23 protein-coding genes are annotated in these 21,493 nt (G+C 68.0%); 13 read left to right on the top strand and 10 right to left on the bottom strand.

Annotated features, from left to right (window positions below; all coding sequences use genetic code 11):
* Window positions 1–200: 200 nt before the first annotated feature.
* Entirely contained in the window at window positions 201–998 is a 798-nt protein-coding gene (locus tag FM111_RS14050) for an enoyl-ACP reductase FabI (protein WP_179205119.1), read from the bottom strand.
* A 154-nt stretch (window positions 999–1,152) separates the two neighbouring features.
* On the opposite strand from FM111_RS14050, the gene FM111_RS14055 reads away from it, so the two are divergent.
* Window positions 1,153–1,494: a DUF2794 domain-containing protein gene (locus FM111_RS14055; protein ID WP_087141553.1), complete on the top strand. Its 342-nt coding sequence runs from the start codon at window positions 1,153–1,155 to the stop codon at window positions 1,492–1,494.
* A gap of 74 nt (window positions 1,495–1,568) precedes the next feature.
* On the opposite strand, the gene FM111_RS14060 is transcribed toward FM111_RS14055, so the two are convergent.
* Entirely contained in the window at window positions 1,569–2,315 is a 747-nt protein-coding gene (locus FM111_RS14060; RefSeq protein WP_087141554.1) for a Bax inhibitor-1/YccA family protein, read from the bottom strand.
* 126 nt (window positions 2,316–2,441) lie between these two features.
* On the opposite strand from FM111_RS14060, the gene thpR reads away from it, so the two are divergent.
* From thpR to mmcB, 3 genes are all read left to right on the top strand, one after another.
* Window positions 2,442–2,981 carry an RNA 2',3'-cyclic phosphodiesterase gene (gene thpR / locus FM111_RS14065; RefSeq protein WP_087141555.1) on the top strand — a complete coding sequence of 180 codons (540 nt, stop codon included), beginning with the start codon at window positions 2,442–2,444 and terminating at the stop codon, window positions 2,979–2,981.
* Window positions 2,982–3,013: 32 nt separating this feature from the next.
* Window positions 3,014–3,559: a GNAT family N-acetyltransferase gene (locus FM111_RS14070; RefSeq protein ID WP_256968334.1), complete on the top strand. Its 546-nt coding sequence runs from the start codon at window positions 3,014–3,016 to the stop codon at window positions 3,557–3,559.
* A gap of 68 nt (window positions 3,560–3,627) precedes the next feature.
* Window positions 3,628–4,074, top strand: a complete 447-nt coding sequence (gene mmcB, locus FM111_RS14075) for a DNA repair putative endonuclease MmcB (protein ID WP_087141556.1) — start codon at window positions 3,628–3,630, stop codon at window positions 4,072–4,074.
* A 4-nt stretch (window positions 4,075–4,078) separates the two neighbouring features.
* Here mmcB and FM111_RS14080 read toward each other — a convergent pair whose 3' ends face one another.
* The 3 genes from FM111_RS14080 to FM111_RS14090 all read right to left on the bottom strand — a co-directional run bounded on the left by FM111_RS14080 (window position 4,079) and on the right by FM111_RS14090 (window position 6,756).
* The gene (locus FM111_RS14080) at window positions 4,079–4,792 is read right to left on the bottom strand and encodes a M48 family metallopeptidase (protein WP_087141557.1); all 714 of its coding nucleotides are present in this window, start codon (window positions 4,790–4,792) and stop codon (window positions 4,079–4,081) included.
* Window positions 4,758–6,038 carry a polyhydroxyalkanoate depolymerase gene (locus FM111_RS14085; protein ID WP_087141558.1) on the bottom strand — a complete coding sequence of 427 codons (1,281 nt, stop codon included), beginning with the start codon at window positions 6,036–6,038 and terminating at the stop codon, window positions 4,758–4,760. The genes FM111_RS14080 and FM111_RS14085 overlap by 35 nt, the downstream gene beginning before the upstream one ends.
* Before the next feature lie 97 nt (window positions 6,039–6,135).
* The gene (locus FM111_RS14090) at window positions 6,136–6,756 is read right to left on the bottom strand and encodes an SCO family protein (RefSeq protein WP_087141559.1); all 621 of its coding nucleotides are present in this window, start codon (window positions 6,754–6,756) and stop codon (window positions 6,136–6,138) included.
* Window positions 6,757–6,845: 89 nt separating this feature from the next.
* Here FM111_RS14090 and FM111_RS14095 point away from each other — a divergent pair, with 89 nt between their 5' ends.
* Together FM111_RS14095 and FM111_RS14100 are read left to right on the top strand one after the other, a co-directional pair.
* Complete coding sequence (locus FM111_RS14095) at window positions 6,846–8,357, top strand: ActS/PrrB/RegB family redox-sensitive histidine kinase (protein ID WP_087141560.1); 1,512 nt, start codon at window positions 6,846–6,848, stop codon at window positions 8,355–8,357.
* Window positions 8,358–8,427: 70 nt separating this feature from the next.
* On the top strand, window positions 8,428–8,994 hold the full coding sequence (locus tag FM111_RS14100) for an ActR/PrrA/RegA family redox response regulator transcription factor (RefSeq protein ID WP_087141602.1): 567 nt from the start codon (window positions 8,428–8,430) through the stop codon (window positions 8,992–8,994).
* 172 nt (window positions 8,995–9,166) lie between these two features.
* Here FM111_RS14100 and FM111_RS14105 read toward each other — a convergent pair whose 3' ends face one another.
* From FM111_RS14105 to FM111_RS14115, 3 genes are all read right to left on the bottom strand, one after another.
* The gene (locus FM111_RS14105) at window positions 9,167–11,236 is read right to left on the bottom strand and encodes a transglycosylase domain-containing protein (protein ID WP_087141561.1); all 2,070 of its coding nucleotides are present in this window, start codon (window positions 11,234–11,236) and stop codon (window positions 9,167–9,169) included.
* An 83-nt stretch (window positions 11,237–11,319) separates the two neighbouring features.
* Window positions 11,320–11,940 (bottom strand): class I SAM-dependent methyltransferase, encoded by a 621-nt coding sequence (locus FM111_RS14110; protein ID WP_087141562.1) that lies wholly within the window; start codon window positions 11,938–11,940, stop codon window positions 11,320–11,322.
* Window positions 11,937–12,881, bottom strand: coding sequence for an alpha/beta fold hydrolase (locus FM111_RS14115; RefSeq protein WP_087141563.1), 945 nt, complete (start codon window positions 12,879–12,881; stop codon window positions 11,937–11,939). The genes FM111_RS14110 and FM111_RS14115 overlap by 4 nt, the downstream gene beginning before the upstream one ends.
* Before the next feature lie 99 nt (window positions 12,882–12,980).
* On the opposite strand from FM111_RS14115, the gene FM111_RS14120 reads away from it, so the two are divergent.
* From FM111_RS14120 to FM111_RS14130, 3 genes are all read left to right on the top strand, one after another.
* Window positions 12,981–14,111: an aromatic ring-hydroxylating oxygenase subunit alpha gene (locus FM111_RS14120; RefSeq protein ID WP_087141564.1), complete on the top strand. Its 1,131-nt coding sequence runs from the start codon at window positions 12,981–12,983 to the stop codon at window positions 14,109–14,111.
* 57 nt (window positions 14,112–14,168) lie between these two features.
* Window positions 14,169–14,816 carry a DUF1345 domain-containing protein gene (locus FM111_RS14125; RefSeq protein WP_087141565.1) on the top strand — a complete coding sequence of 216 codons (648 nt, stop codon included), beginning with the start codon at window positions 14,169–14,171 and terminating at the stop codon, window positions 14,814–14,816.
* Between the two features lie 305 nt (window positions 14,817–15,121).
* The gene (locus FM111_RS14130; protein WP_087141603.1) at window positions 15,122–16,597 is read left to right on the top strand and encodes a DEAD/DEAH box helicase; all 1,476 of its coding nucleotides are present in this window, start codon (window positions 15,122–15,124) and stop codon (window positions 16,595–16,597) included.
* A gap of 79 nt (window positions 16,598–16,676) precedes the next feature.
* Here FM111_RS14130 and FM111_RS14135 read toward each other — a convergent pair whose 3' ends face one another.
* Together FM111_RS14135 and FM111_RS14140 are read right to left on the bottom strand one after the other, a co-directional pair.
* Window positions 16,677–17,972, bottom strand: coding sequence for an OmpP1/FadL family transporter (locus FM111_RS14135; protein ID WP_087141566.1), 1,296 nt, complete (start codon window positions 17,970–17,972; stop codon window positions 16,677–16,679).
* A gap of 181 nt (window positions 17,973–18,153) precedes the next feature.
* Window positions 18,154–18,924, bottom strand: coding sequence for a competence/damage-inducible protein A (locus FM111_RS14140; protein ID WP_087141567.1), 771 nt, complete (start codon window positions 18,922–18,924; stop codon window positions 18,154–18,156).
* A 149-nt stretch (window positions 18,925–19,073) separates the two neighbouring features.
* Here FM111_RS14140 and map point away from each other — a divergent pair, with 149 nt between their 5' ends.
* The 4 genes from map to FM111_RS14160 all read left to right on the top strand — a co-directional run bounded on the left by map (window position 19,074) and on the right by FM111_RS14160 (window position 21,492).
* Window positions 19,074–19,895, top strand: a complete 822-nt coding sequence (map, locus tag FM111_RS14145; protein WP_087141568.1) for a type I methionyl aminopeptidase — start codon at window positions 19,074–19,076, stop codon at window positions 19,893–19,895.
* A 26-nt stretch (window positions 19,896–19,921) separates the two neighbouring features.
* Entirely contained in the window at window positions 19,922–20,653 is a 732-nt protein-coding gene (radC, locus tag FM111_RS14150; RefSeq protein ID WP_087141569.1) for a RadC family protein, read from the top strand.
* Entirely contained in the window at window positions 20,650–21,168 is a 519-nt protein-coding gene (locus FM111_RS14155; RefSeq protein WP_087141570.1) for a GNAT family N-acetyltransferase, read from the top strand. Before radC ends, FM111_RS14155 begins: the two co-directional genes overlap by 4 nt.
* 81 nt (window positions 21,169–21,249) lie before the next feature.
* The gene (locus tag FM111_RS14160; protein ID WP_087141604.1) at window positions 21,250–21,492 is read left to right on the top strand and encodes a BolA/IbaG family iron-sulfur metabolism protein; all 243 of its coding nucleotides are present in this window, start codon (window positions 21,250–21,252) and stop codon (window positions 21,490–21,492) included.
* Window position 21,493 lies beyond the last annotated feature (1 nt).

Below are 21,493 nucleotides of genomic sequence, written 5' to 3' on the forward strand. Positions count from 1 at the left end.
GCGCCTCAATCCCGGCACGCCGGGACCCAGTAAGAGCCAAGGACGCGCACCTCAGATCAGCGCCTCAATCCCGGCGGCGTGGATGAAGCCAAAGCACTGGGTCCCGGCGTCCGCCGGGATGAGCGGGTCGTGAGGGGGAGATGCAAAAAGGGCCGCCGGTTCGTCCGGCGGCCCTCTGTCTGTCCGAAACCCGGTCGGGCTTAGCCTTCCATGTCGTCCGGCAGGCCGACGGCGTGGAAGCCGGCGTCGACGTGGACGACTTCGCCCGTGGTCGAGCGGCCCAGGTCCGAGCACAGCCACAGGGCGGCGCCGGCGACGCCTTCCATCGAGGTCTCTTCCTTGATCAGCGAGAACTGGGCCGACTTGGAGTGCAGGCCGCGCCCGCCCGAGATGCCGGCCAGCGACAGGGTGCGCATGGCGCCCGCCGAGATGGCGTTGACGCGGATGTTCTTCGGACCCAGATCGCGGGCGATATAGCGCGTCGCGGCTTCCAGGGCGGCCTTGGCCACGCCCATGGTGTTGTAGTTCGGAATGACCCGCTCGGACCCGAGATAGGTCAGGGTGATCATCGCGCCGCCGTTGGGCATCAGCCTGGCCGAACGCTTGGCCACGTCGACGAAGCTGAAGGCCGAGATGTTCATGGCCAGCAGGAAGCTGTCGCGGGTGGTGTTGTCGACGAAGGAGCCCTTCAGCTCGTCCTTGTTGGCGAAGGCCACCGAGTGGACGACGAAGTCGATCGTGCCGAATTCCTTCTCCAGCTCGGCGAAGGCGGCGTCCATGGAGGCGTCGTCGGTGACGTCGGCCTGGATCAGCAGCTTGGCGCCGACGCTTTCAGCCAGGGGGCGCACGCGGCGCTCAAGACCCTCGCCCAGGTAGGTGAAGGCCAGCTCGGCGCCCTGGGCGGCCAACTGCGAGGCGATGCCCCAGGCGATGGAGCTGGAGTTCGCGACCCCCATGATCAGGCCCTTCTTGCCCTTCATGAGGTCTCCGGTGGGCATGTCCCAGCCTTCGCTCGTCGCCATGGGTTCGTCTCCGTATCTAGAACTTGTTCCGCCTTTTGGACGGGCGCGCGGCGGGTGACAAGCGTTCAGGCCCTGATCCGCTTCCTGATCCGTCGCTGGCGTTTCGCGGCGAGCGGCCTAAGTTGTAGGCATGAGCTTCGACGTCGACAGTCCGAATGCGCAACCGGAGGCGGGGCCGGTCTTCTTCGACCGCCGCGAACTGGACCAGATGCTGCGGGTCTATGGGCGGATGGTGGCGGCGGGCGAATGGCGCGACTACGCCATGGCCGGCCAGAAGGATCGCGCCGAGTTCGCCGTCTTCCGCCGCCACGGCGACGCGCCGCTCTACCGTATCGAGAAGCGCCCGGCCCTGCGGCTGAAACAGGGTCAGTGGGCCGTGATCGGCGAGGGCGGCCATGTGCTGAAACGCGGCCGCGACCTGGCCCAGGTGCTGCGTGTCTTCGACAGCCGAAAGTTCACGGTGGTGGAGTAGGGCGGAAGGAGAGGGCCAAAGAAAAGGCCCCGACGTCGCCGTCGAGGCCTTTTCCGTTAGGACTTGCGAAGCCCCTATTCGCGGCTGCCCATGAAGGCCAGCAGGAACTGGAACAGGTTGATGAAGTTGATGAACAGGCTCAGGGCGCCGAAGCCCGTGGCCACGCCCATCGCGTTCTTGTCGCCGCCGAGGGCGTAGTAGGTCATCTTCAGGCGCTGGGTGTCATAGGCGATCAGACCCGAGAAGATCAGCACGCCGGCGCCCGAGATGATCAGGTACATCACGCCCGACTGCATGAAGATGTTCACGATCGAGGCGATGACCAGGCCGATCACGCCCATGATCAGGAAGGTGCCCATGCCGGTCAGGTCCTTCTTGGTCGTGTAGCCGACCAGGCTCAGACCCGCGAAGGCGGCAGCCGTGACGAAGAAGGTCGAGGCCAGCGAACCGTTGGTGTAGCGCAGGAACAGCACGCCCAGGCCCGCGCCGATGGTGGCGACCACGGCCCAGTAGAGCATGTTCACGCCCTTGGCCGTCGGGTTCTTCATGAAGAACATCGAGCCGAACAGCATGACCAGCGGCGAGAACTGGACGATCATGCCCAGCATCGTCAGGCCGATACGGCCGTCGTCCATGCGGGCGAACAGCAGTTGCTGCACCGCCGGGACGTTGCCGGTGACGTAGGCCAGGACGCCCGCGACGACCAGACCGATCGCCAGCTTGTTGTAGACGCCCAGCATGAAGGCGCGCAGACCGGCATCGACGGACATGTCCGCCGACTGCGGAAGCGGGCGCGCATAGCCGTTGTTGAAATCGCTCATCGCGAAAGAAGTCTCCCATTCGGCCAGGAATGTCCCGACCTTTGGCTGAAATATCGGGACGCTGAGGCGTCCTTGCAAGAAAAACCGGACTTCCGGCCGCCGGTTCCGCCCGCTACCAAGGGTCGCATGTTACGCCTGTTCACCGCCATCGTCATTCCCGAGGACGTCGCCGAGACCCTGGCGCGCCGCCAATCCGGCCTGCCCGGCGCGCGCTGGCGGCCGCTGGACGCCCTACACGTCACCCTGGCTTTCTATGGCGAGGCGTCCGAGCGCACGGCTGATGACCTGGCCTCGGAGCTGACGCGGGCCGAGGGCGGGGGGGCGTTCGAGATCACCCTGAACGGCGTCGGCGCCTTCGGCGACAACCACCGCAGCCATACCCTATGGGCGGGTCTGGAGCGGTCCGAGCCGCTGAACGTCCTGGCCGGGCGTTGCCGGTCGGCGGGCGAGCGGGCGGGCGTTCCGCCGGAGAAGCGCGAATACCGGCCGCACGTCACCCTGGCCTATCTGAAGCCCCAGGCGAATCCTGATCGCATCGGCGCCTGGATCACCGGACACAATCTGCTGAAGTCGCCGCCGATCCGCGTGGATCGCTTCGGCCTCTATTCCAGCGTCCTGACCGGCGACGGCAGCGTCTACACCCTGGAACGCGAGTATCTATTGTGATCGACCGCCCGATATCGCCTCCCTCGTCTCCCTTGGGCCCCACGCTGGAGACGGAACGCCTGTTCCTGCGTCCGCCGACGCTGGAGGATTTTCCGCGCTGGGCTGACTTCATGAGCGACCCCGAGACGACGCGCTTCATCGGCGGGGTGCAATCCCGGCATGAGGTATGGCGCGGCATCGCCTCGGTCGCGGGCATGTGGGCGCTGCACGGCGAGGGCATGTTCTCGTTGATCGAGAAGGCGACCGGCCTGTGGATGGGGCGCATCGGGCCGCTGCATCCCTATGGCTGGCCGGGCCGCGAGGTGGGCTGGAGCCTGCACCGCGACGCCACGGGCAAGGGCTACGCGATCGAGGCCGCCGCCGCGACGATGGACTACGCCTGCGACGTGCTGGACTGGCCGGACGTCATCCACTGCATCGATCCCGACAACCGGGCGTCGGAGAAGGTGGCCGAGCGGCTGGGCTCGACCAATCGCGGGCCGGGCGTCATGCCGCCGCCGTTTCATGAGCACGCGGTCAACCTATGGGGCCAGACGCGGGACGAGTGGCGGGTGAACCGTTTGAAGCTGGCTCGCTGATCTTCTCCTCCCCATGAAGCGGGGAGGAAACGCTTGCAGCTGGAACATAGGCGGAACATAAAGGCGGCATGGCCGCTGCCGCGCTACACCTCGAACTGGTCTTCAGCCGCCCGGAGACGACCCTGTCGGTCACGCGGGGCGCGGCGCGGCTGATGCTGGACATGGGCTATGCGCCCCTGCTGGAGGTCTGCCTGCCTAACGGACGGCGCGCCGACGTCATGGCTCTGGGGCCCAAGGGCGACATCATTATCTGCGAGGTGAAGTCGGGGGTCGACGACTATCGCGTCGACCGCAAATGGCAGGAGTACGGCCCCTTCTGCGACGCCTTCTACTTCGCCGTCGCGCCGGAGTTTCCTGAAGGCGTCCTGCCCGACGAACCCGGCCTGATCGTCGCCGACGGCTTCGGCGGGGCGGTGGTGCGCGAGGCGATCGCCACGCCCCTGGCCCCCGCACGCCGCAAGGCCTTGACCCTGGCCTTCGCGCGCCTGGGCGCGCTCAGGACGATGCGGGACTGAAGCCCTATCCGCCCACGGCGTGCAGGGCCGCGCCGTGTTCACGCAGCCAGCGGCGGTGCGGGCGGGGGTCGCCGATCAGGCGCGCCACGACGGACCAGTAGGCGGGGCTGTGGTCGGCGTGGACCAGATGGGCGACCTCGTGCGCGGCCAGGTAGTCGGCCACGGCGGGCGGGGCCATGATGACGCGCCAGGAATAACGGATCGAGCGATTGTGCGGACTGCACGAGCCCCAGCGCGAGCGGGTGTCGACGATGGACACCTTCACCGGCTTCTGGCCCAGCGTCTTCAGATGGACTTCGGTTCGCTCGACTAGAAAGTCGCGCGCGGCGCGACGAAACCAGTTCTCGATGCGACGAGAGAAGGCCTCGCCTTCGCCGCCCGAGCGCAGCAACGGCCCCGCGGCCGTCTCGATCAGGCGCGCCGCCCCTGCGCCGCCTGTGGCCTCCAGCCGCAAGGGCCGTCCCAGCCAGGTCACGATTGCGCCCGGCTCAAACGCCAGGGTGTCGACCCGCGCGGCCAGCCGTTCGGCGATCCATCCGGCCTTTGTGCGAGCGAAGGCCACGACCTCGCCCAGGCGCCGCTCGCTAGGCGCCACGGCCACGGCCTCGCCCGCGCGGGCGTCGATGCGGATCGACAGCCTTCGCGCGCGCGGATTGACCGACAGTCTCAGGGCGCCGCCGCCCTCAAGCGGCAGACGCTGACCGTTCCGGTACGACACTGAGGTCTTCGTTCTGAGCGATGAAGTCACGCACGCGCGGATAGATCTCCTCGCGGAACCGGCGGCCGTTGAAGACGCCGTAGTGGCCGACCTTGGGCTGGACGTAGAGCAGGCGCCGGTCGTCGGGAATGTTGGGCGTCAGGCCGTGCGCGGCCTGGGTCTGGCCCACGCCGGAGATGTCGTCCATCTCGCCCTCGATGGTGGCCAGGCCGATGTCGGTGATCGCCGTCAGATCGACCGTCTCGCCGCGATGCTGCAACAGGCCGCGCGGCAGCAGGTGCTGCTGGAAGACGATGTCGATGGTCTGGAGATAGAATTCCTCGGTCAGGTCCAGCACTGACAGATATTCGTCGTAGAACTGCTCGTGCTTCTCGACCCCGTCGCCGTCGCCCGCCACCAGATCCTCGAAATAGCGGCGATGGGCGTCGACGTGCTTGTCCTCGTTCATCGACATGAAGCTGTAGAGCTGGACAAAGCCCGGATAGACCCGCCGTCCGACGCCCGGATAGGGCCAGGGCACGGTGTGGATCATGTTCGACTTGAACCAGGTGAAGGGCTTTTCCTCGGCCAACTGGTTCGTCACCGTCGGCGACAGTCGGGCGTCGATGGGCGAGCCCATGAAGGTCATGGAGGCGGGCCGGTTCGGGTCGTTCTCGGCCGCCATCACGGCGCAGGCCGCCAGCACCGGCGGCCCCGGCTGGCAGACTCCGACGACGTGGGCGCGCGGCCCGACCGCCGCCAGCATGTCGCGCACATGGTCGATGTAGTCGTTGAAGTCGAAGCGCCCTTCCAGCATCGGCACCTGGCGGGCGTTGGTCCAGTCGGTGACATAGACGTCGTGGTCCTGCAGGAAGGTCTCGACCGTGCCGCGCAGCAGGGTGGCGTAGTGGCCCGACAGCGGGGCCACGATGACCACGGCGGGCGCCGCCGTTGGTTTGCCCGCGCGCTTCAGGTCGCCGATGTTGCGGGCGAACCGCACCAGTCGGCACCAGGGTGAGGACCAGACGACCTGTTCGGCGGTGCGGACGGGCTTGCCCTCGATCTCGAGCGTCTCAAGACCCCAGTCGGGCTTGCCGTAGCGGCGCGTCAGGCTCTCGAACACTTCCGCCGAGGCATAGGCGGTGCGGCCGATGGCCGTGTCCGACGCCGGATTGAACGGAGAGGTCCAGAACTGGCGGGCCATCTGGGCCCCGATCCGGAACGGCGTCGCCGAATGATAGGCGAGCTCGTGAAAAGCGTAGAGCATGAAACCCCGACTGCGGCCCCCGCCGATGCGGAACGCCGATCATACAGAGTGGTGCGCCGCAAAAAAGGCCGGTCGCGCTTCGTTCAGGGAAAGGTGATCAGCCCTTCTCCATCGCGTTCTCGATCAGGGTCGCGGTGCGGCTGGGCCCCAGGTCGTGCGCCACGGCGCTGCGGAACTGTCCGTCCGGCCCCATCAGATAGACGGTCAGGCCGTGGTTCATGGTGTAGCCCTCGCCTTCGCCGACCTTCTGATAGAAGGCGCGATAGGCCTTGGCCGCCTGCGCCACCTGTTCCGGCGTGCCGGTCAGGCCGATGACCCCGTCAGGGAAACCGTCCGATGACAGATAGTCCTTCAGCATCTGCGGCGTGTCGCGCTCGGGGTCGATGCTGATGAAGACGATCTGCAGATCTTCAGCCTTGTCGCCCATCCGCTCCTGCACGGCGTTCAGCACGCCTAGGGTGGTGGGGCAGTAGTCGGGGCAGTAGGTGAAGCCGAAGAAGACCAGGGTCCATTTGCCGTTCAGGATCGTCTGATCAACCGTCTTGCCGTTCTGATCCGTCAGGGTGAAGTCGCCGCCGACCAGGGGCTGGCCCGTCGCGACGTCCGTGGTCTGGGCCGCCTGCTGGCGCCCGCCGACGACCACCATGGTGATCAGGCCCAGCGCCAAGGCGATGACCGCGCAGGCGGCGGCGAACAGGATCACAGGACGGCGGGGCATGGCGTCTCCTCATCGGGAACGGAGGTCGTTTCGGCGGCCGCGACACGGCGAACCGTGCAGCCGCTCTTCGCCCGGTCTATAGAAGAGCGGTGAGCCCTACAGAAGCCCCCATCCCGTCGCACGCCCATCGCGAGGTCCAGCCGCACGTCCTGACCCAGGCGGCCGGCGAACTGGCCGGTCTGCCGGAGCTGCCCCGGCGCGGGCGGGGCCTGTCGCTGCGCACCCTGATCGTGCTGCGCTGGCTGGCGGTGATCGGCCAGACCTCGGCGATCCTGACGGCCTATTTCGCCCTGCATTTCCCCCTGCCTTTGTGGGAGTGCCTGGCCGTGATCGGCGCGGGCGTGGCGATGAACCTGGCCACCATGGCGCGCGCGCGGCGCATCGACGGCAGCCTGCCCGACGGGCCGAGGACCGCCGCCCAGCTAGGTTTCGACATTCTGCAGCTGGCGACCCTGCTGGCCTTGACCGGCGGGCTGGCCAACCCCTTCTGCCTGCTGCTGGTGGCGCCCGTGACCATCGCGGCGGCGGCCCTGCCCGCGCGCCAGGCGGTGATCCTGGGCGTGATGGCGCTGATCGCCGTGGGCTTCCTCTTCTCCTGGTCCTTGCCTCTGCCGTGGCGCCTGCATGAACATCTGGAGCTGCCGGGCCTCTATCGTTTGGGGCTGGGGCTGGCGCTGGTGACGGGCGTGCTGTTCACGGCCGGCTACGCCTGGAAGGTGGCGGCCGATGCCGACAAGCTGGAGCTGGCCCTGGCCACCACCCAGGACGTGCTGCAGCGCGAACAGCGGCTGGCGGCCCTGGGCGGTCTGGCCGCCGCCGCCGCGCACGAGCTGGGCACGCCGCTGGCCACCATCCAGGTCGTCGCCAAGGAGATGCTGCGCGACGCGCCCTCGGGCAGTCCAGCAGCCGAGGACGCCGCCCTGATCCTGCAACAGGCGGAGCGTTGCCGCGCCATCCTGAAACAGTTGTCGTCCCAGCCTGAGGAAGGCGACGCCCTGTTCGCCGACATCGGCCTGAAAGCCCTGTTGGAGGAGGTGGCCGAGCCGCATCGCGGCTTCGACCTGGATTTCGATATCGCCCTGAAGATCCCGTCCGGCCAGGACGCGCCGCGCCTGCGCCGACTGCCCGAGATCGTCCACGGTCTGTCCACCCTGGTGGAGAACGCCGCCGACTTCGCCACCGCCCGCGTCCAGTTGACCGCCGTGGTCGACGCCGGGTGGATCGAGATCGACATCGTCGACGACGGCCCCGGCTTCGCCTCCGAAATCCTGCCGCGTCTGGGCGAGCCCTATGTGACCAGCCGCCCCCAGGCTAAGGCCCGCCGCGCCCTGGCGGCCCAGATCGCCTCGGCCACGCGCCCGGCCCGCCGGGAACGCCGCGCGCCGCCGCCTCCGGTCACGGCCCCCATCGCCCCCAGCCAGGGCGGCATGGGTCTGGGCTTCTTCATCGCCCGCACCCTGCTGGAACGCTCCGGCGCCAAGGTGTCGGTGGGTGCGGGCGACGTCGCCAAGGGCCAGCCGGGGGGCGCCCGCGTCTCGGTGCGCTGGCCGCGTCAGGTGCTGGAAGTCACCGCCTCGGCCATGGAAGGCGATGGAACCTGATGTCGCAGTCACGAGCTTGGCCCTTGACCCTGCGTCCCTGACGCACGACCTGAAACCTCAGGAGAAATACATGTCCGAACTCGAGACCCAGATCACGGAACAGATTGCAGCCCTCAGCGACAGGTCCTTGTTGCTGTTGGACGACGATCAGGCTCTGCGCACCCGTCTGGGCCGGGCGCTGGAATCGCGCGGCTTCGCCGTCGCCCTGGCCGGGTCCGTGGCCGAGGCCAACGACGCCCTGCGCCAATCGGTCCCCGCCTTCGCCGTTCTGGACATGCGGCTTGAGGACGGCAACGGCCTGAAGGTGGTCGAGATGATCCGCGAGCGGCGCGAGGACGCCCGCATCGTCATGCTGACCGGTTACGGCGCCATCGCCACGGCGGTCGCGGCGGTCAAGGCCGGCGCCGTGGACTATCTGCAGAAGCCCGCCGACGCCGACGACGTGGTCAAGGCCCTGCTGTCGACCGGCGAAGCGCCCGAGCCGCCGGAAAACCCGATGTCGGCCGACCGGGTGCGCTGGGAGCATATCCAGCGCGTCTATGAGCTGTGCGACCACAACGTGTCGGAAACGGCCCGTCGCCTGGGCATGCACCGCCGCACCCTGCAGCGCATCCTGGCCAAGCGCGCCCCGCGATGAAACGTCCTTCTCCCCTTGTGGGAGAAGGTGGCCCGTTAGGGCCGGATGAGGGGTGTCGGTGCAACGTCGCCGATTGCGCTGACCGGATTCAGATTGTCAGGATGAGGAGCAGCCACCCCTCATCCGTCAGGCTTCGCCTGCCACCTTCTCCCACAAGGGGAGAAGGAATAACTTAAAAGAACAGCGCGTCGGGGCGGCGTTCTTGCTGAGGCGCGGCTTGCGGTGGGCTGGGGCGCGCCGCCGAGGGCTGCTGCGGCTGTTGCGGCTGCGGGGCCTGGCCGTCGATGACGACGGGCGGCGGCGCGTCCTCATAGGGCTGGGCCGTGGCGTAGGGGTCCTCGACCTGGCCCATCAGGTCGCCGACCGGGTCGGGCGCGATCCAGCCTTCGGGCAGGGGCGGGCCGTTGGGGATGGCCTGGACCGCCAGCTTGGGCAGGGCCGCTTCCATGAAGCCGCGCCAGATGGCGGCGGGCGAGGAGCCGCCGGTGACGCGGGCCATCGGCTTGTTGTCGTCCTTGCCGACCCAGACGGCGGCGACGAAGCCGCCCGTATAGCCGACGAACCAGGCGTCCTTGTAGTCCGAGGTGGTGCCGGTCTTGCCCGCGATGTCGCGCCCGCCGATAGCGGCCGAGCGGCCGCTGCCCGAGGTGATCACGCCGCGCAGCATCTGGTTCATGTAGTAGAGTGGCGGATTGTTGATGGCCTGGCCGCCTTCCGACGGGCCGTGGGTGTAGATGACCCGGCCGGACGGGGTGCGGATGCGGCTGATGCCATAGGCGTCGACGCGGCGCCCGCCGTTGGCGAAGGCGTCGTAGGCCTGGGCCATCTCCAGCGGACTGACCTCGACGGCGCCCAGGGCCATGGACGGCTGCAGGCCGATCTCGCTGGTGATCCCCAGGCGTTTGGCGGCGCGGGCCACGCTGTCGCGGCCGACCTGGTCGGCCACATAGGCGGCGACGGTGTTGGTCGACTGGGCCACGGCCTGGGCCAGGGTCATCTGACCGGAGAAGCGGCCGGAGTAGTTGCGCGGCGACCAGCCGCCGATGGTCACGGGCTGGTCCACCACCGGGGTCTCGGGCGTATAGCCGGCCTCGACCGCCGCTAGATAGACGAAAGGCTTCCAGGCTGAGCCGGACTGGCGACGCGCATCGACGGCGCGGTTGAACTGGCTGTCGCCGTAGGAGGCGCCGCCGATCATGGCGCGCACCCGGCCGTCGCCGTCCAGCGCGACCAGGGCCGCCTGTTCGACGCCCTTGCCCTTGTCGCGGTCCAGGATGCGGCGCACGGCGCGCTCGGCGTCGGTCTGCAGCGTCAGGTCCAGGGTGGTCTCGACCACGAGGTCTTCGGTCGGCTCGCCGACCAGGCCGCGGATCTGCTTGTCCAGCCAGTCGATGAAGTATTGGGCGTGCTGGCTGGCCAGGGTCTTGGACACCCGCACCGGCTCGGCCACGGCGGCTTCGCGCTGGGCCGGGGTGATGGCGCCGACCTCGACCATTTCGTTCAGCACGACGTTGGCGCGGGTGGCGGCGCGCTCGCTCTCGGACACCGGCGAATAGCGCGAGGGCGCCTTCAGCAGGCCCGCCAGCAGGGCGGCCTCGCCGACCGTCAGCTTGTCGGCGCTCTTGTCGAAATAGCGCTGCGAGGCGGATTCGATGCCATAGGCGCCGGCGCCGAAATAGACGCGGTTCAGATAGAGGGCGAGGATCTCCTTCTTGGAGAACTTCATCTCCAGCCACACGGCCAGCATCAGCTCCTGAACCTTGCGCTTCATGTTCTGATCGGGCGTCAGGAACAGGTTCTTGGCCAACTGCTGGGTGATGGTCGAGCCGCCCTGGACCACGCGCCCGGCCTTCAGGTTCGAGGCCATGGCGCGGCTCATGCCGATCGGATCGAAGCCGGGGTGGTGATAGAAGCGGCGGTCCTCGATGGCCACGAAGGCGGCGGGGACGTAGTCGGGCAGGGCGTCCAGATCGACCGGGGGCGCCATCTGGGTGCCGCGCACCGCGATCAGGGCGCCGGAGCGGTCCAGATAGGTGATCGAGGGCTGGCGATCGACCTCATACAGGCTGGAGGTGTCCGGCAGGTCGCGCGCGAAAACGGCGAAGAAGACGACGGCGAAGATCAGGCCCCAGACGGCCAGAACCGCGCTCCAATAGAACAGGCGGCCCATGAAGGTCCGGCGCGGTTTTCCTCCGCCCTGGTCGTTCCCGTCGGGTCCGCGGTCTTTGCGCGCCATGAACATCCCTCTATGCCAGCGACGCGAACCCTAGCCGTTCGCGTCGCCGACGAAAACGCCCCCGTTTCCGATCACGACAGCGTGAGCGCCTATTTCGCCGAAAGAATGGCGCGCCGCGCCAGCCAGACGCCCTGATCGCCGGCGTTCTCCGCCGTCAGCCCGCCCTCGTCGAGCAGGGCGCGATAGGCCTTCGGCGCCAGGCTGCCGTGATAGAGCGGCTCGCCGCGCCATTCGCCGATGGCCTCGCCGTGGGCCGGACCGGCGGTGAACATCAGCCGTCCGCCGGGCGTCACGCGCGCAGCCAGTACGGGCAGGACCGCCGTCTGCGCTTTCGGCGTCAGGTGGAACAGGCTGTGCCAGGCCAGTACGCCGTGAAAGGCGCCCTCCGGCAGGGCTTCGCGCATGTCGCCGATGCGCCAGTCGCCTTTGGGCAGGGTCTCGCGCGCGTGGGCGATCAGGCCCGGCGAGGCGTCGAGGCCGACGACCTCGAACCCGCGCTCCAGCAGGGCGGCGCCCATCGGCCAGCCCGAGCCGCAGCCGACGTCTAGCACGCGGGCGCCGGGCGGCCAGCCGTTCACGAAGCGGTCCAGCCAGGCGGCTTCGTCCCAGTCGCCTTCATGTCGGCGAAGGACGGCGCCCCGGTCGCGAATCCAGTCCGCCGCCTTGTCTTGATACAGGCCGACGATCCGGTCCGCGGCCGGATGGCTCATTTGGCCAGGAAGGCGTCCAGTTCGCCGTAGAAGGCCGTCGGCTGGTCGAGCATGATGAAGTGGGCGCTGTCGTCGATGCGTTTCAGCTTGGCCCCCGGCAGGGTCGCGAACGACATCTGATAGATGGCGTCGGTGACGGCGTCGGTCATGCGGGCGTCGTTGAACTTGACGTAGAGCACTTCGGTTGGGGCGGTGATCCTGGCCAATTCGGGGCGCAGGTCGGTGGTGACCAGTTCGCGGAAGGCGGCGGCCGAGACCTTCTGGTCGCTGTCGCGCATGTCCTGGAGGGCCTCTTCGCGGCGGCTTTCGGTGTTGATCATGCCGTTGATGGCGGTGGTCGCCTGGGCGACGTAGGCCTCGCGCGGGCTGATCGATTGGGCGGTCCAGATCTGATCGGCGACGGGGGTCACGCTTTCGGCCGTTGCGCCGGGCGCGCCGAACATGGCGCCCATGAAGGGGATCATGTCGACGACCATCAGCTTGCCGACCAGATCGGGGTGACGCGCAGCCAGCATCATGCCCATGGTTCCACCCATGGAGTGGCCGACGACGGCGGGCTTGTTCAGATGCAGCTCGTGGATGTAGCGGGCGATCTCCTCAGCCACGGGGGCGCCGACCGGCTGGGGCGCGTCGCCCTGCGCATTGGCCTGGGGCGCGGCGCCGGCGAAACCGGCGACATGGATGCGATGGACGCGATAGCGCCCGGCCAGATGATCGACCGTGCCCTGCCAAATGTCGGGCGAGGACGACAGGCCGGGGATCAGGATCAGGTCGGGGGCGTCCTCCGGCCCGTCGACGCGGACGCTAAGACGGTCGGAGGCGAAGGCGGCGTGCTCTGCACCATGCGCGGCGAGATTGACGTGGCCGTCCTGAGCCACGGCGGGGGCGGCGGCCAGCAAGAGGGCGGCGCCGAAAAAGGCGGTGGAGGCGGTGCGGATCAAGGCGTCTCTCCCAAAGAGAATTTGAGACAGATTAATTCATCGGCTGAGGAAGGGAATGCCCTTTGGACGGCTGACCGTCCCTGCTGCTACAAGGCGGCCATGACCGCAGACGCCGCGCCCGCACCTGTTTCCACGCCTGAAGCCAAGGCCCCTGAAGCCAAGGCCCCGCCCACCGCCTTCGGCAGGGGCTTCGTCACCGACGCCTGGTATTTCGTCGCCCTGGCGCGCGACGTGCCGGTCGCCAGTCTGAAGCGCTATGAGATCATGGGCGAGCCGGTGCTGATCGGGCGCACCCGCGCGGGCGACGTCTATGGGATGCGCGACATCTGCCCCCACCGCGCCGCGCCGCTGTCGGCCGGGCGTCTGGTCGAGAAGCCGGGCGAGGGCGAGACGATCGAGTGTCCCTATCACGGCTGGCGCTTCCGGCCGGACGGGGTGTGCGCGGCCATTCCGTCGCTGGTCGAGGATCAGGCGTTCGAGGCCAACCGCATCAAGGTCCGGTCCTACCCGGTGCGCGAGAGCCAGGGCATGGTCTTCGTCTGGATGGCGGCCGACGCCCGCAACCCGTCCGAACCGGATCAGGAGCCGCCGCAGTTCCCTGGCGCCGTCGGCCAGCCGCGTCTGGTCGAGTGGATGGATTTCGACAGCCATATCGACCACGCCGTCGTCGGCCTCATGGACCCTGCACACGGCCCTTACGTCCATCAGCAATGGTGGTGGCGGTCCGAGCATTCGATGCACGAGAAGGCCAAGACCTTCGCCCCGGTCGACTTCGGCTGGGCCATGGTGCGCCATGCGCCGTCCTCGAACAGCCGCCTGTACAAGGTGCTGGGCGGGGCGCCCGCGACCGAGATCACCTTCCGCCTGCCGGGCTATCGCTGGGAGCATATCCAGGTGGGGGAAAAGCAGGTGCTGGCCCTGACCTGCCTGACGCCGGTGAACGACACCAAGACCCGCATCACCCAGATCTTCTGGTCCGACCACTGGGTGTTCGGCATCGCCAAGCCCTTCCTGCGGATGGGTGTCGTCGCCTTCCTGAAGCAGGACGGCGGCATGGTGAACCTGCAGAACGAGGGACTGAAATACGACCCGGCCCTGATCTGGATCGACGACGCCGACAAACAGGCCAAATGGTATCAGCAGCTGAAACGCGAATGGCTGAAGAGCCGCGCCGAGGGCCGCGCCTTCGTCAATCCGATCCTGGAGACGGTGCTGCGCTGGAAGAGCTGACGGTCAGGGCGGACAGGAGCGCTGGTCGTCGGCGCGGAACAGCGTAATCATGCGGCCATGAAGCGGATCGCGCGCATCTTCCGTCTGCATTTCGCCCTGTGGCTGGGGCTCGCCGTCCTGGCGGTCGCGGTGGTTCTGACACCCGCCGCCTGGGACTGGCCGATGCGGATCGCCGCCGGTTGGGACGTCAGCGTCAGCGTCTTCCTGACGCTCACCTTCATCCGCCTGTATCGCCATCGCACGGCCTCGGCCATTCGCAAGCGGGCGGCCGACCTGGATCAGGCGGGCGGCGCCGTCTTGCCGCTCAGTCTGCTGGCGGCGGCGGCCAGCGTCTTCGTGATCGTCATGGAGACGGCGGACGGCGGCAAGCCGAGCCTGGGCGAGGCGCTGTTCTCGCTGGGCACCATCGCCGCCTCCTGGCTGTTCACCCACGTCCTGTTCGCCCTGCACTACGCCCACGAGTTCTATGCGCCGGCTCACGGCGGCGGCGATCGGCGCGGGCTGATCTTTCCGGGCGAGGAAGAAGCGGACTACGGCGACTTCCTGCACTTCTCCCTGATCATCGGCGTGGCCAGCCAGACGGCGGACATCCAGATCAGCAGCCGGAAGCTGCGCCGGATCGCCACCGTGCACAGCCTGATCGCCTTCGTCTTCAACACGGTGATCCTGGCGCTGGCGGTGAACATGGCGGTCAACCTGCTGTAGGCTTTCGCGCGCCCGTTTCGCCCGGGCGCCTTGACTTGGCCGCTATTGAGGCCCATCTGCGCTGCATCGCACAATGCGGTGACCGGCGCGTTCCAGCGCGTGTTTGGGCTTCCCTCCCCGGAGGGCCTGTCTGTCGAGCGGCCGGATCATTCGATTTCATACGTCGTCCATACACGCGGGGCGGCGCCCGTTCCCCGCCCGAGCTTCGGGCAGGCGACGTGCGCCCTTTGTGAAGGTCTGGTTCGTCCAGCCGCGCGCGCCGCCGTTCGTGAAAGACTGACGTGAGCGACATCACCTTTGAATCCATGGGCCTGAACAAGGCTCTCCTGACAGCCCTGGCCGCGACCGGCTATGAGAAGCCGACGCCGATCCAGGCCAAGTCCATTCCCGACGTCATGAAGGGCAAGGACCTGCTGGGCATCGCCCAGACCGGCACCGGCAAGACGGCGGCCTTCGCCCTGCCGATCCTGCATCGCCTGGCCGAAAACCGCGTGGCGCCCAAGCCGCGCACGACGCGCGCCCTGATCCTGAGCCCGACGCGTGAACTGGCGACCCAGATCGCCGACAGCTTCAAGCAATACGGCGCCCACCTGGGCTTCCGCGTCGCCGTCATCTTCGGCGGCGTGAAATACGGCCCGCAGGAACGCGCCCTGCAACAGGGCCTGGACGTCCTGGTCGCCGCCCCCGGCCGCCTGCTGGACCACCTGCAACAGAAGACGCTGGACCTGTCCTCGACGGAGATCTTCGTCCTGGACGAAGCCGACCAGATGCTGGACCTGGGCTTCATCAAGCCGATCCGCCAGATCGTCAGCCGCATTCCGGCCAAGCGCCAGAACCTGTTCTTCTCGGCCACCATGCCGTCGGAGATCGGCAAGCTGGCGGGCGAGCTGCTGAAGGACCCGGTCAAGGTCCAGGTCACGCCGCAGGCCACCACGGTCGAGCGCATCCAGCAGTCGGTGATCTGGGTCGAACAGGGCAAGAAGCGCGCCCTGCTGACCGAGCTGTTCTCTGATCCCGCCTATACGCGCTGCCTGGTCTTCACCAAGACCAAGCACGGCGCCGACAAGGTCGCGGCCTATCTGGAAGCCGGCGGCGTCGAGGCCGGCGCCATCCACGGCAACAAGAGCCAGCCGCAACGCGAGCGCGCGCTGGAGGCCTTCAAGAACGGCAAACTGCGCGTGCTGGTCGCCACCGACATCGCCGCGCGCGGCATCGACGTGGACAAGGTCACCCACGTGGTGAACTTCGAGCTGCCCTATGTGCCGGAAGCTTATGTCCACCGCATCGGCCGTACGGCGCGGGCGGGCAAGGACGGCACCGCCATCAGCTTCGTCGCCGGCGACGAGATGAAGCTGCTGAAGGACATCGAGAAGGTCACGCGCCAGAAGATCCCCGCGATCGACCGCCGCAACGACAAGGCCCTGTCTCAGCTGGACGCCTCCATCATGTCGGCGGGCGTGGCCAAGAAGGCGACCCTGCCCGAGCGTGAAGGCCGGTCGGACGGCGAAGGGCGCGGCGGCCGTCGCGGCGGGCGCAACCCGCACCGCGAAGGCGTCAAGCAGGAGGGCGGCGGTCAGCCGCACCGCCAGCGTCGCGGCCGCAACGGCGCGCCTGCGGCCGAGCGTCCGGCGGCGGCCTATGATCCGATGGCGGGCGACCGCGCCCGTTCGTCGGTGCGCGCCGCGCCGTCCGCCGAGCCCAAGCCGGTCGGCGAGCTGCAACGCCGCCCACGTCGTCGTCGTCCGTCGAACGGCGGCAAGGGCCACGCCGCCCAGGGCTGATGCTCTCGGCGTAGAGGCGAATAAAAACGGCGGCTCCTTTGCGGGAGCCGCCGTTTTCACGTCGATCGTCAGGCCTGGATCAGAAGGCCCAGCGGGCGCCGACCGAGGCCACCAGGGCCGAGCCTTCGGCCTCGCCGCGCAGGTGCGAGGTCATGGCGCCCTGGTACAGGGTGCGGTCGTCGCGGATCGTCGAGTCGCTGAAGGCGATGTAGGTCAGACCGGCGTCGAAGGTGACGCCCTCGGTCACCTCGGTCGAGCCGCCGACCGAGAACAGCCAGCGGTCGGCGTCCGGGATGCGGGCAGTGCGCAGGCTGTCACGGGTCGGGGTCGGGTCATAGCCGACGCCGGCGCGCAGCGTGGTCTTGTCGCTGATCGCGTAGTCCAGGCCGATGGCGCCGGTGGTGACGTCCTTGTAGTTCTGGTGGATGACGTCGCCGCCGCCCGTGTATTCGACGGTGATGGCGTCGAACTCGGACCAGCCGATGCGGTTGACCTGGGCGTTCAGGGTCAGCTTGTCGTTGACGGCGTAGCGGACCGAGGCCGAGGCGAACCACGGGGTGTTGAAGCTGGCCGTGCCGCCGGTCGAGACGTTGGCGCCCGCCAGCGGGCCCAGCAGACCGGCCACGGTCACGTCGCCGTCCAGTTCATGCTCGATCTTGGAGCGGTAGCTGAGGCCGAAGTCCCACGGCCCCTTGTGCACCTGGGCGCCGACGTTCCAGCCGAAGTCCCAGCCGTCGCCTTCCAGGCTGTTGGAGCCGTCGGGCAGGGCCGGCGACAGGTTCGGCATGGCCGAGGTCAGCTTGGCCTTGACGTACTGGGCGTTCAGCCCGGCGCCGACGTCCAGCCAGTCATTGACCTGATAGGCCACGGTCAGGCTGGCGTCGCCGGAACGCAGTTCCGACGTCAGGGCGTCGTAGCGAGCGAAGGAGCCTTGCTCGTACTTGGTGGTGAAGTTGTAGGGGGCGGCCACCGAGACGCCGACGGCGAAGCGGTCGCCGATCGGGGTGGCGAAGGCGAAGTTCGGCACCAGGCCGCTTTCGATCGGATCGACCTCGGTGTTGCGCGGGTTGCGCACCGGCACGTCCACGCCGCCCGGATAGGTCAGGTAGGAACCGGCGTTCTTCACTTCGGAATCGATGCGGATGGCGTGCATGCCGACGGAGACTTCGCGGCCGCTGCGGGCGATGGAGGCGGGGTTCCACCACATCGAGCCGACGCCGCGGTCGGCGGCTTCGCCCGAGAAGGCGCGTCCGGCGCCGCGCACGGACTGTTCCTGCAGATAGAAGGAGCCGGCGAAGGCCGGGGCGGCGACGCCCGTCATCAGGGCGGTGGTCAGAGCCAGGCCGCCGAGGCGGGCCATGTTCCTGGGGGTCATTACGCTTCACCTATGTCGTGGGCCGGCCATTGAAAAAGCGGACGGCGTTGGTTCGGGGAGAGCCGCCACGCTACTCATCACAGCGTCCGTGTCATGAAAGCGTTGCGTCCAAGGCCGGTGTCGGACCGCTTCTCGGCGAAAGCGTGGCGCAAAAATCGCACACTTTCACACCTTGGTGAGGTTACGTAGCGGCAATTTCGATGCTTGAAGAACGCAGATTTGCAGCAAGATCGTGTTCCGCAGCGTCAACTTCGGTCCGGTCTCGGCCTCGGATCACCAGCTGGGTTCCGACCTCGCCGGCGGTCTGTCCGGCGCCGAAACCGAAGGGGTAGGAACCGAAGGACAGGTGTGGTCGCGCCTCGGCGGCGGCGCGCAGGATGTCGGCCACGGCGCCCTCGCCGACGCCGGTGACGCGCAACGATCGGCTGTAGACCGGAACGCCCGTCTTCAGGCGAGGCGCTACGTCGTCCAGCATGGCCTCCATGATCTTGGGCACGCCTGCCATGACGAAGACGTTCTCGACCTGAAAGCCCGGCGCGTCGCTGACCGGATTGGCGATCAGGATACCGCCCTCGGGCACGCGGGCCATGCGACGCCGTGCAGCGTTGAACTCGCCCGGCGCATAGCGGCGCTCCAGGATGGCGAGCGCCTCGGGGTGTTCGCTGACCGGAACGCCGAAGGCGGCGCCGATGGCATCGGCGGTGATGTCGTCATGGGTCGGGCCGATGCCGCCGGTGGTGAAGACGTAGTCGTGCGCCGCGCGCAGGGCGTTCAGCGCCACGACGATCTGGTCCTGACGGTCGCCGACGATCCGCGCCTCCATCAGGTCGACGCCCAGCGGCGCCAGAAAGCACGCCAGGGTGTTTAGATTGGTGTCGCGCGTGCGGCCCGACAGAATCTCGTCGCCGATGATCAGAACGGCGGCGGTGGGGGAGGGAGCGAGCTGGGACATGGGCCGTAGATAGGAAGGGCGCGGCCCTGCGTCAGCCGCGAACCCTGACGGGCTTGAGGTTTTGTGCTAGTTTGACCATCTGAAGTCCTGAAAGTCGTTTCTTCGCCCGTTCCGCGTCCTTGCGGAGCGCGCCTCCCCGAAAGCCGAGCATGTACGAGACCCCCGACCTGGAAACCGACGTCTTCGTCCGCAGCCACGAAATCCGCATCTATGACGCGGAAGGGTTCGAGGGCATGCGCAAGGCGGGCCGTCTGGTCGCCGAGGCGCTGGACATGATCGGCGAGCACGTGAAGCCGGGCGTGACCACGGGCGAGCTGGACGATCTGGTGCGCGAGTTCACCCTGGACAACGGCGGCACGCCCGCCTGCCTGGGCTACAAGGGCTACACCAAGACGGTCTGCACCTCGATCAACCACGTCGTCTGCCACGGCATTCCCGGCGACAAGGTTCTGAAGGAAGGCGACATCGTCAATATCGACCACACGGTCATCGTCGACGGCTGGCACGGTGACAGCAGCCGGATGTATCCGGTCGGCGAGATCAACGCCCGCGCCAAGAAGCTGATCGACGTCACCTATGACTCGCTGGACCTGGGTCTGGCCCAGATCAAGCCGGGGAACACCTTCGGCGACATCGGCTTCGCCATCCAGAAGTTCGTCGAGGCTCAGCGCATGAGCGTGGTGCGCGACTTCTGCGGCCACGGCATCGGCCGCGTCTTCCACGACAGCCCCAACGTCCTGCACTACGGCCGTCGCGGCGAGGGCGCCGTGCTGAAGCCGGGCATGTTCTTCACGGTCGAGCCGATGGTGAACCTGGGCAAGCCTGCGGTGAAGGTGCTGTCGGACGGCTGGACCGCCGTGACGCGCGACAAGTCGCTGTCGTCGCAGTGCGAACACTCGATCGGCGTGACCGAGGACGGGCTGGAAATCTTCACCGCCTCGCCCAAGGGTCTGTTCCGCCCGAAATTCTGAGCTAGTCTCTCCCTTGGGGGAGGCTGATGCTGGATCAACCGCCGGAACAACCGAAGGCCAAGCCGCACCACGCCGGGCATCGCGAGCGGCTGCGCGACCGCGCGCGCACAGCGGGTCTCCACCATCTGCCGGACTATGAGCTGCTGGAGCTGTTCCTGTTCCGCAGCCAACCGCAGGGCGACGTCAAGCCGGTGGCCAAGGCCCTGCTGACGCGGTTCGGGTCGCTGGCGGCGGTGCTGGCCGCTTCGGTCGAGGATCTGATGACGGTCAAGGCCGAGGATTCACGGGGCCGGGCCAAAGGGGTGGGCGCCGAGACGGCGCTGGACCTGGCCGCCCTGCACGAAGTCTCGCGCCGCGTGGCCAAGGAAGAGGCGAACAAGCGCACCGTCATTTCGTCGTGGACGGCGCTGCTGGCCTATGTGCGCCTGTCGTTGCAGCACGAGCCGCGCGAGCAGTTCCGCGTCCTCTATCTCGACAAGAAGAACCAGCTGATCCTCGACGAGATCCAGAACCGGGGCACGGTCGACCACGCCCCCGTCTATCCGCGCGAAGTGGTGCGCCGGGCGCTGGAGCTGTCGGCTAGCGCCATGATCATCGTGCACAACCACCCCTCAGGCGATCCGACGCCCAGCCGGGCCGACATCGACATGACCAAACAGGTGATCGAGGCCGCCCGCGCCTTGTCGGTTCAGGTTCACGACCACCTCATCGTCGGCCGCGAAGGCGTGGCCAGCTTCAAGCAATTGGGATTGATGTGACTGTTCTTTCGACCGCACGCCTGACCCTGACGCCCGTCGCCGTGGGCGACATGGACGACCTGACCGCCCTGTGGGCCGACGCCGAGTTCACCCGCCACATCATGGGGCGCGGCCTGTCGGCGGAGGAGGTCTGGTTCCGCCTGTTGCGCGACATCGGCCACTGGCAGGCCAAGGGCTACGGCAACTGGTCGATCCGCGAGGCGACAAGCGGCGCCTATGTCGGCAGCGTCGGGGTGCTGGACTATCGCCGCGAGATCGAGCCGCCCTTCGACGCGCCGGAGCTGGGCTGGGGCGTGGCGCCCGCCTTTCAGGGCGCGGGCCTGGCGCGCGAGGCGCTGGAGGCGGCCCTGGCCTGGACGGACGCCTATCGGCTGGAGCCGCGCACGGTCTGCATGATCTCGCCCGAGAACGCGCCCTCGGTGCGTCTGGCCGAGCGGGTGGGCTATCGTCCCTACGCCCGCGCCGACTACAAGGGGTCGGTCGTCGACCTGTATGAGCGTCCCCGCGCCGGATGAGCGGCTGACAGGAGGGGCGCGGGGCGATAAGCTTTACAATTCAGGCCCTGAGACGGCCTTCTGTGTTCTAGGAGTTCCATGATGTCCATGTCCGTCGACGACCTTCGCGCCCATCTGGTCGAGGCCTTCCCCGACGCGGACATCGCCATCGAGGACCTGGCCGGCGACGGCGACCACTATCGCGCCCGCATCGTGTCCGAGGTGTTTCGCGGGATGAACCGCGTGCGTCAGCACCAGACCGTCTATGCTGCGTTGAAGGGCAAGATGGGCGGCGAACTGCACGCCCTGGCGCTGGAGACCTCGGCGCCGGTCGAGGCCGGCTGAT

Source organism: Brevundimonas diminuta 3F5N, assembly GCF_900163625.1.
Lineage (GTDB): Bacteria > Pseudomonadota > Alphaproteobacteria > Caulobacterales > Caulobacteraceae > Brevundimonas > Brevundimonas diminuta_A.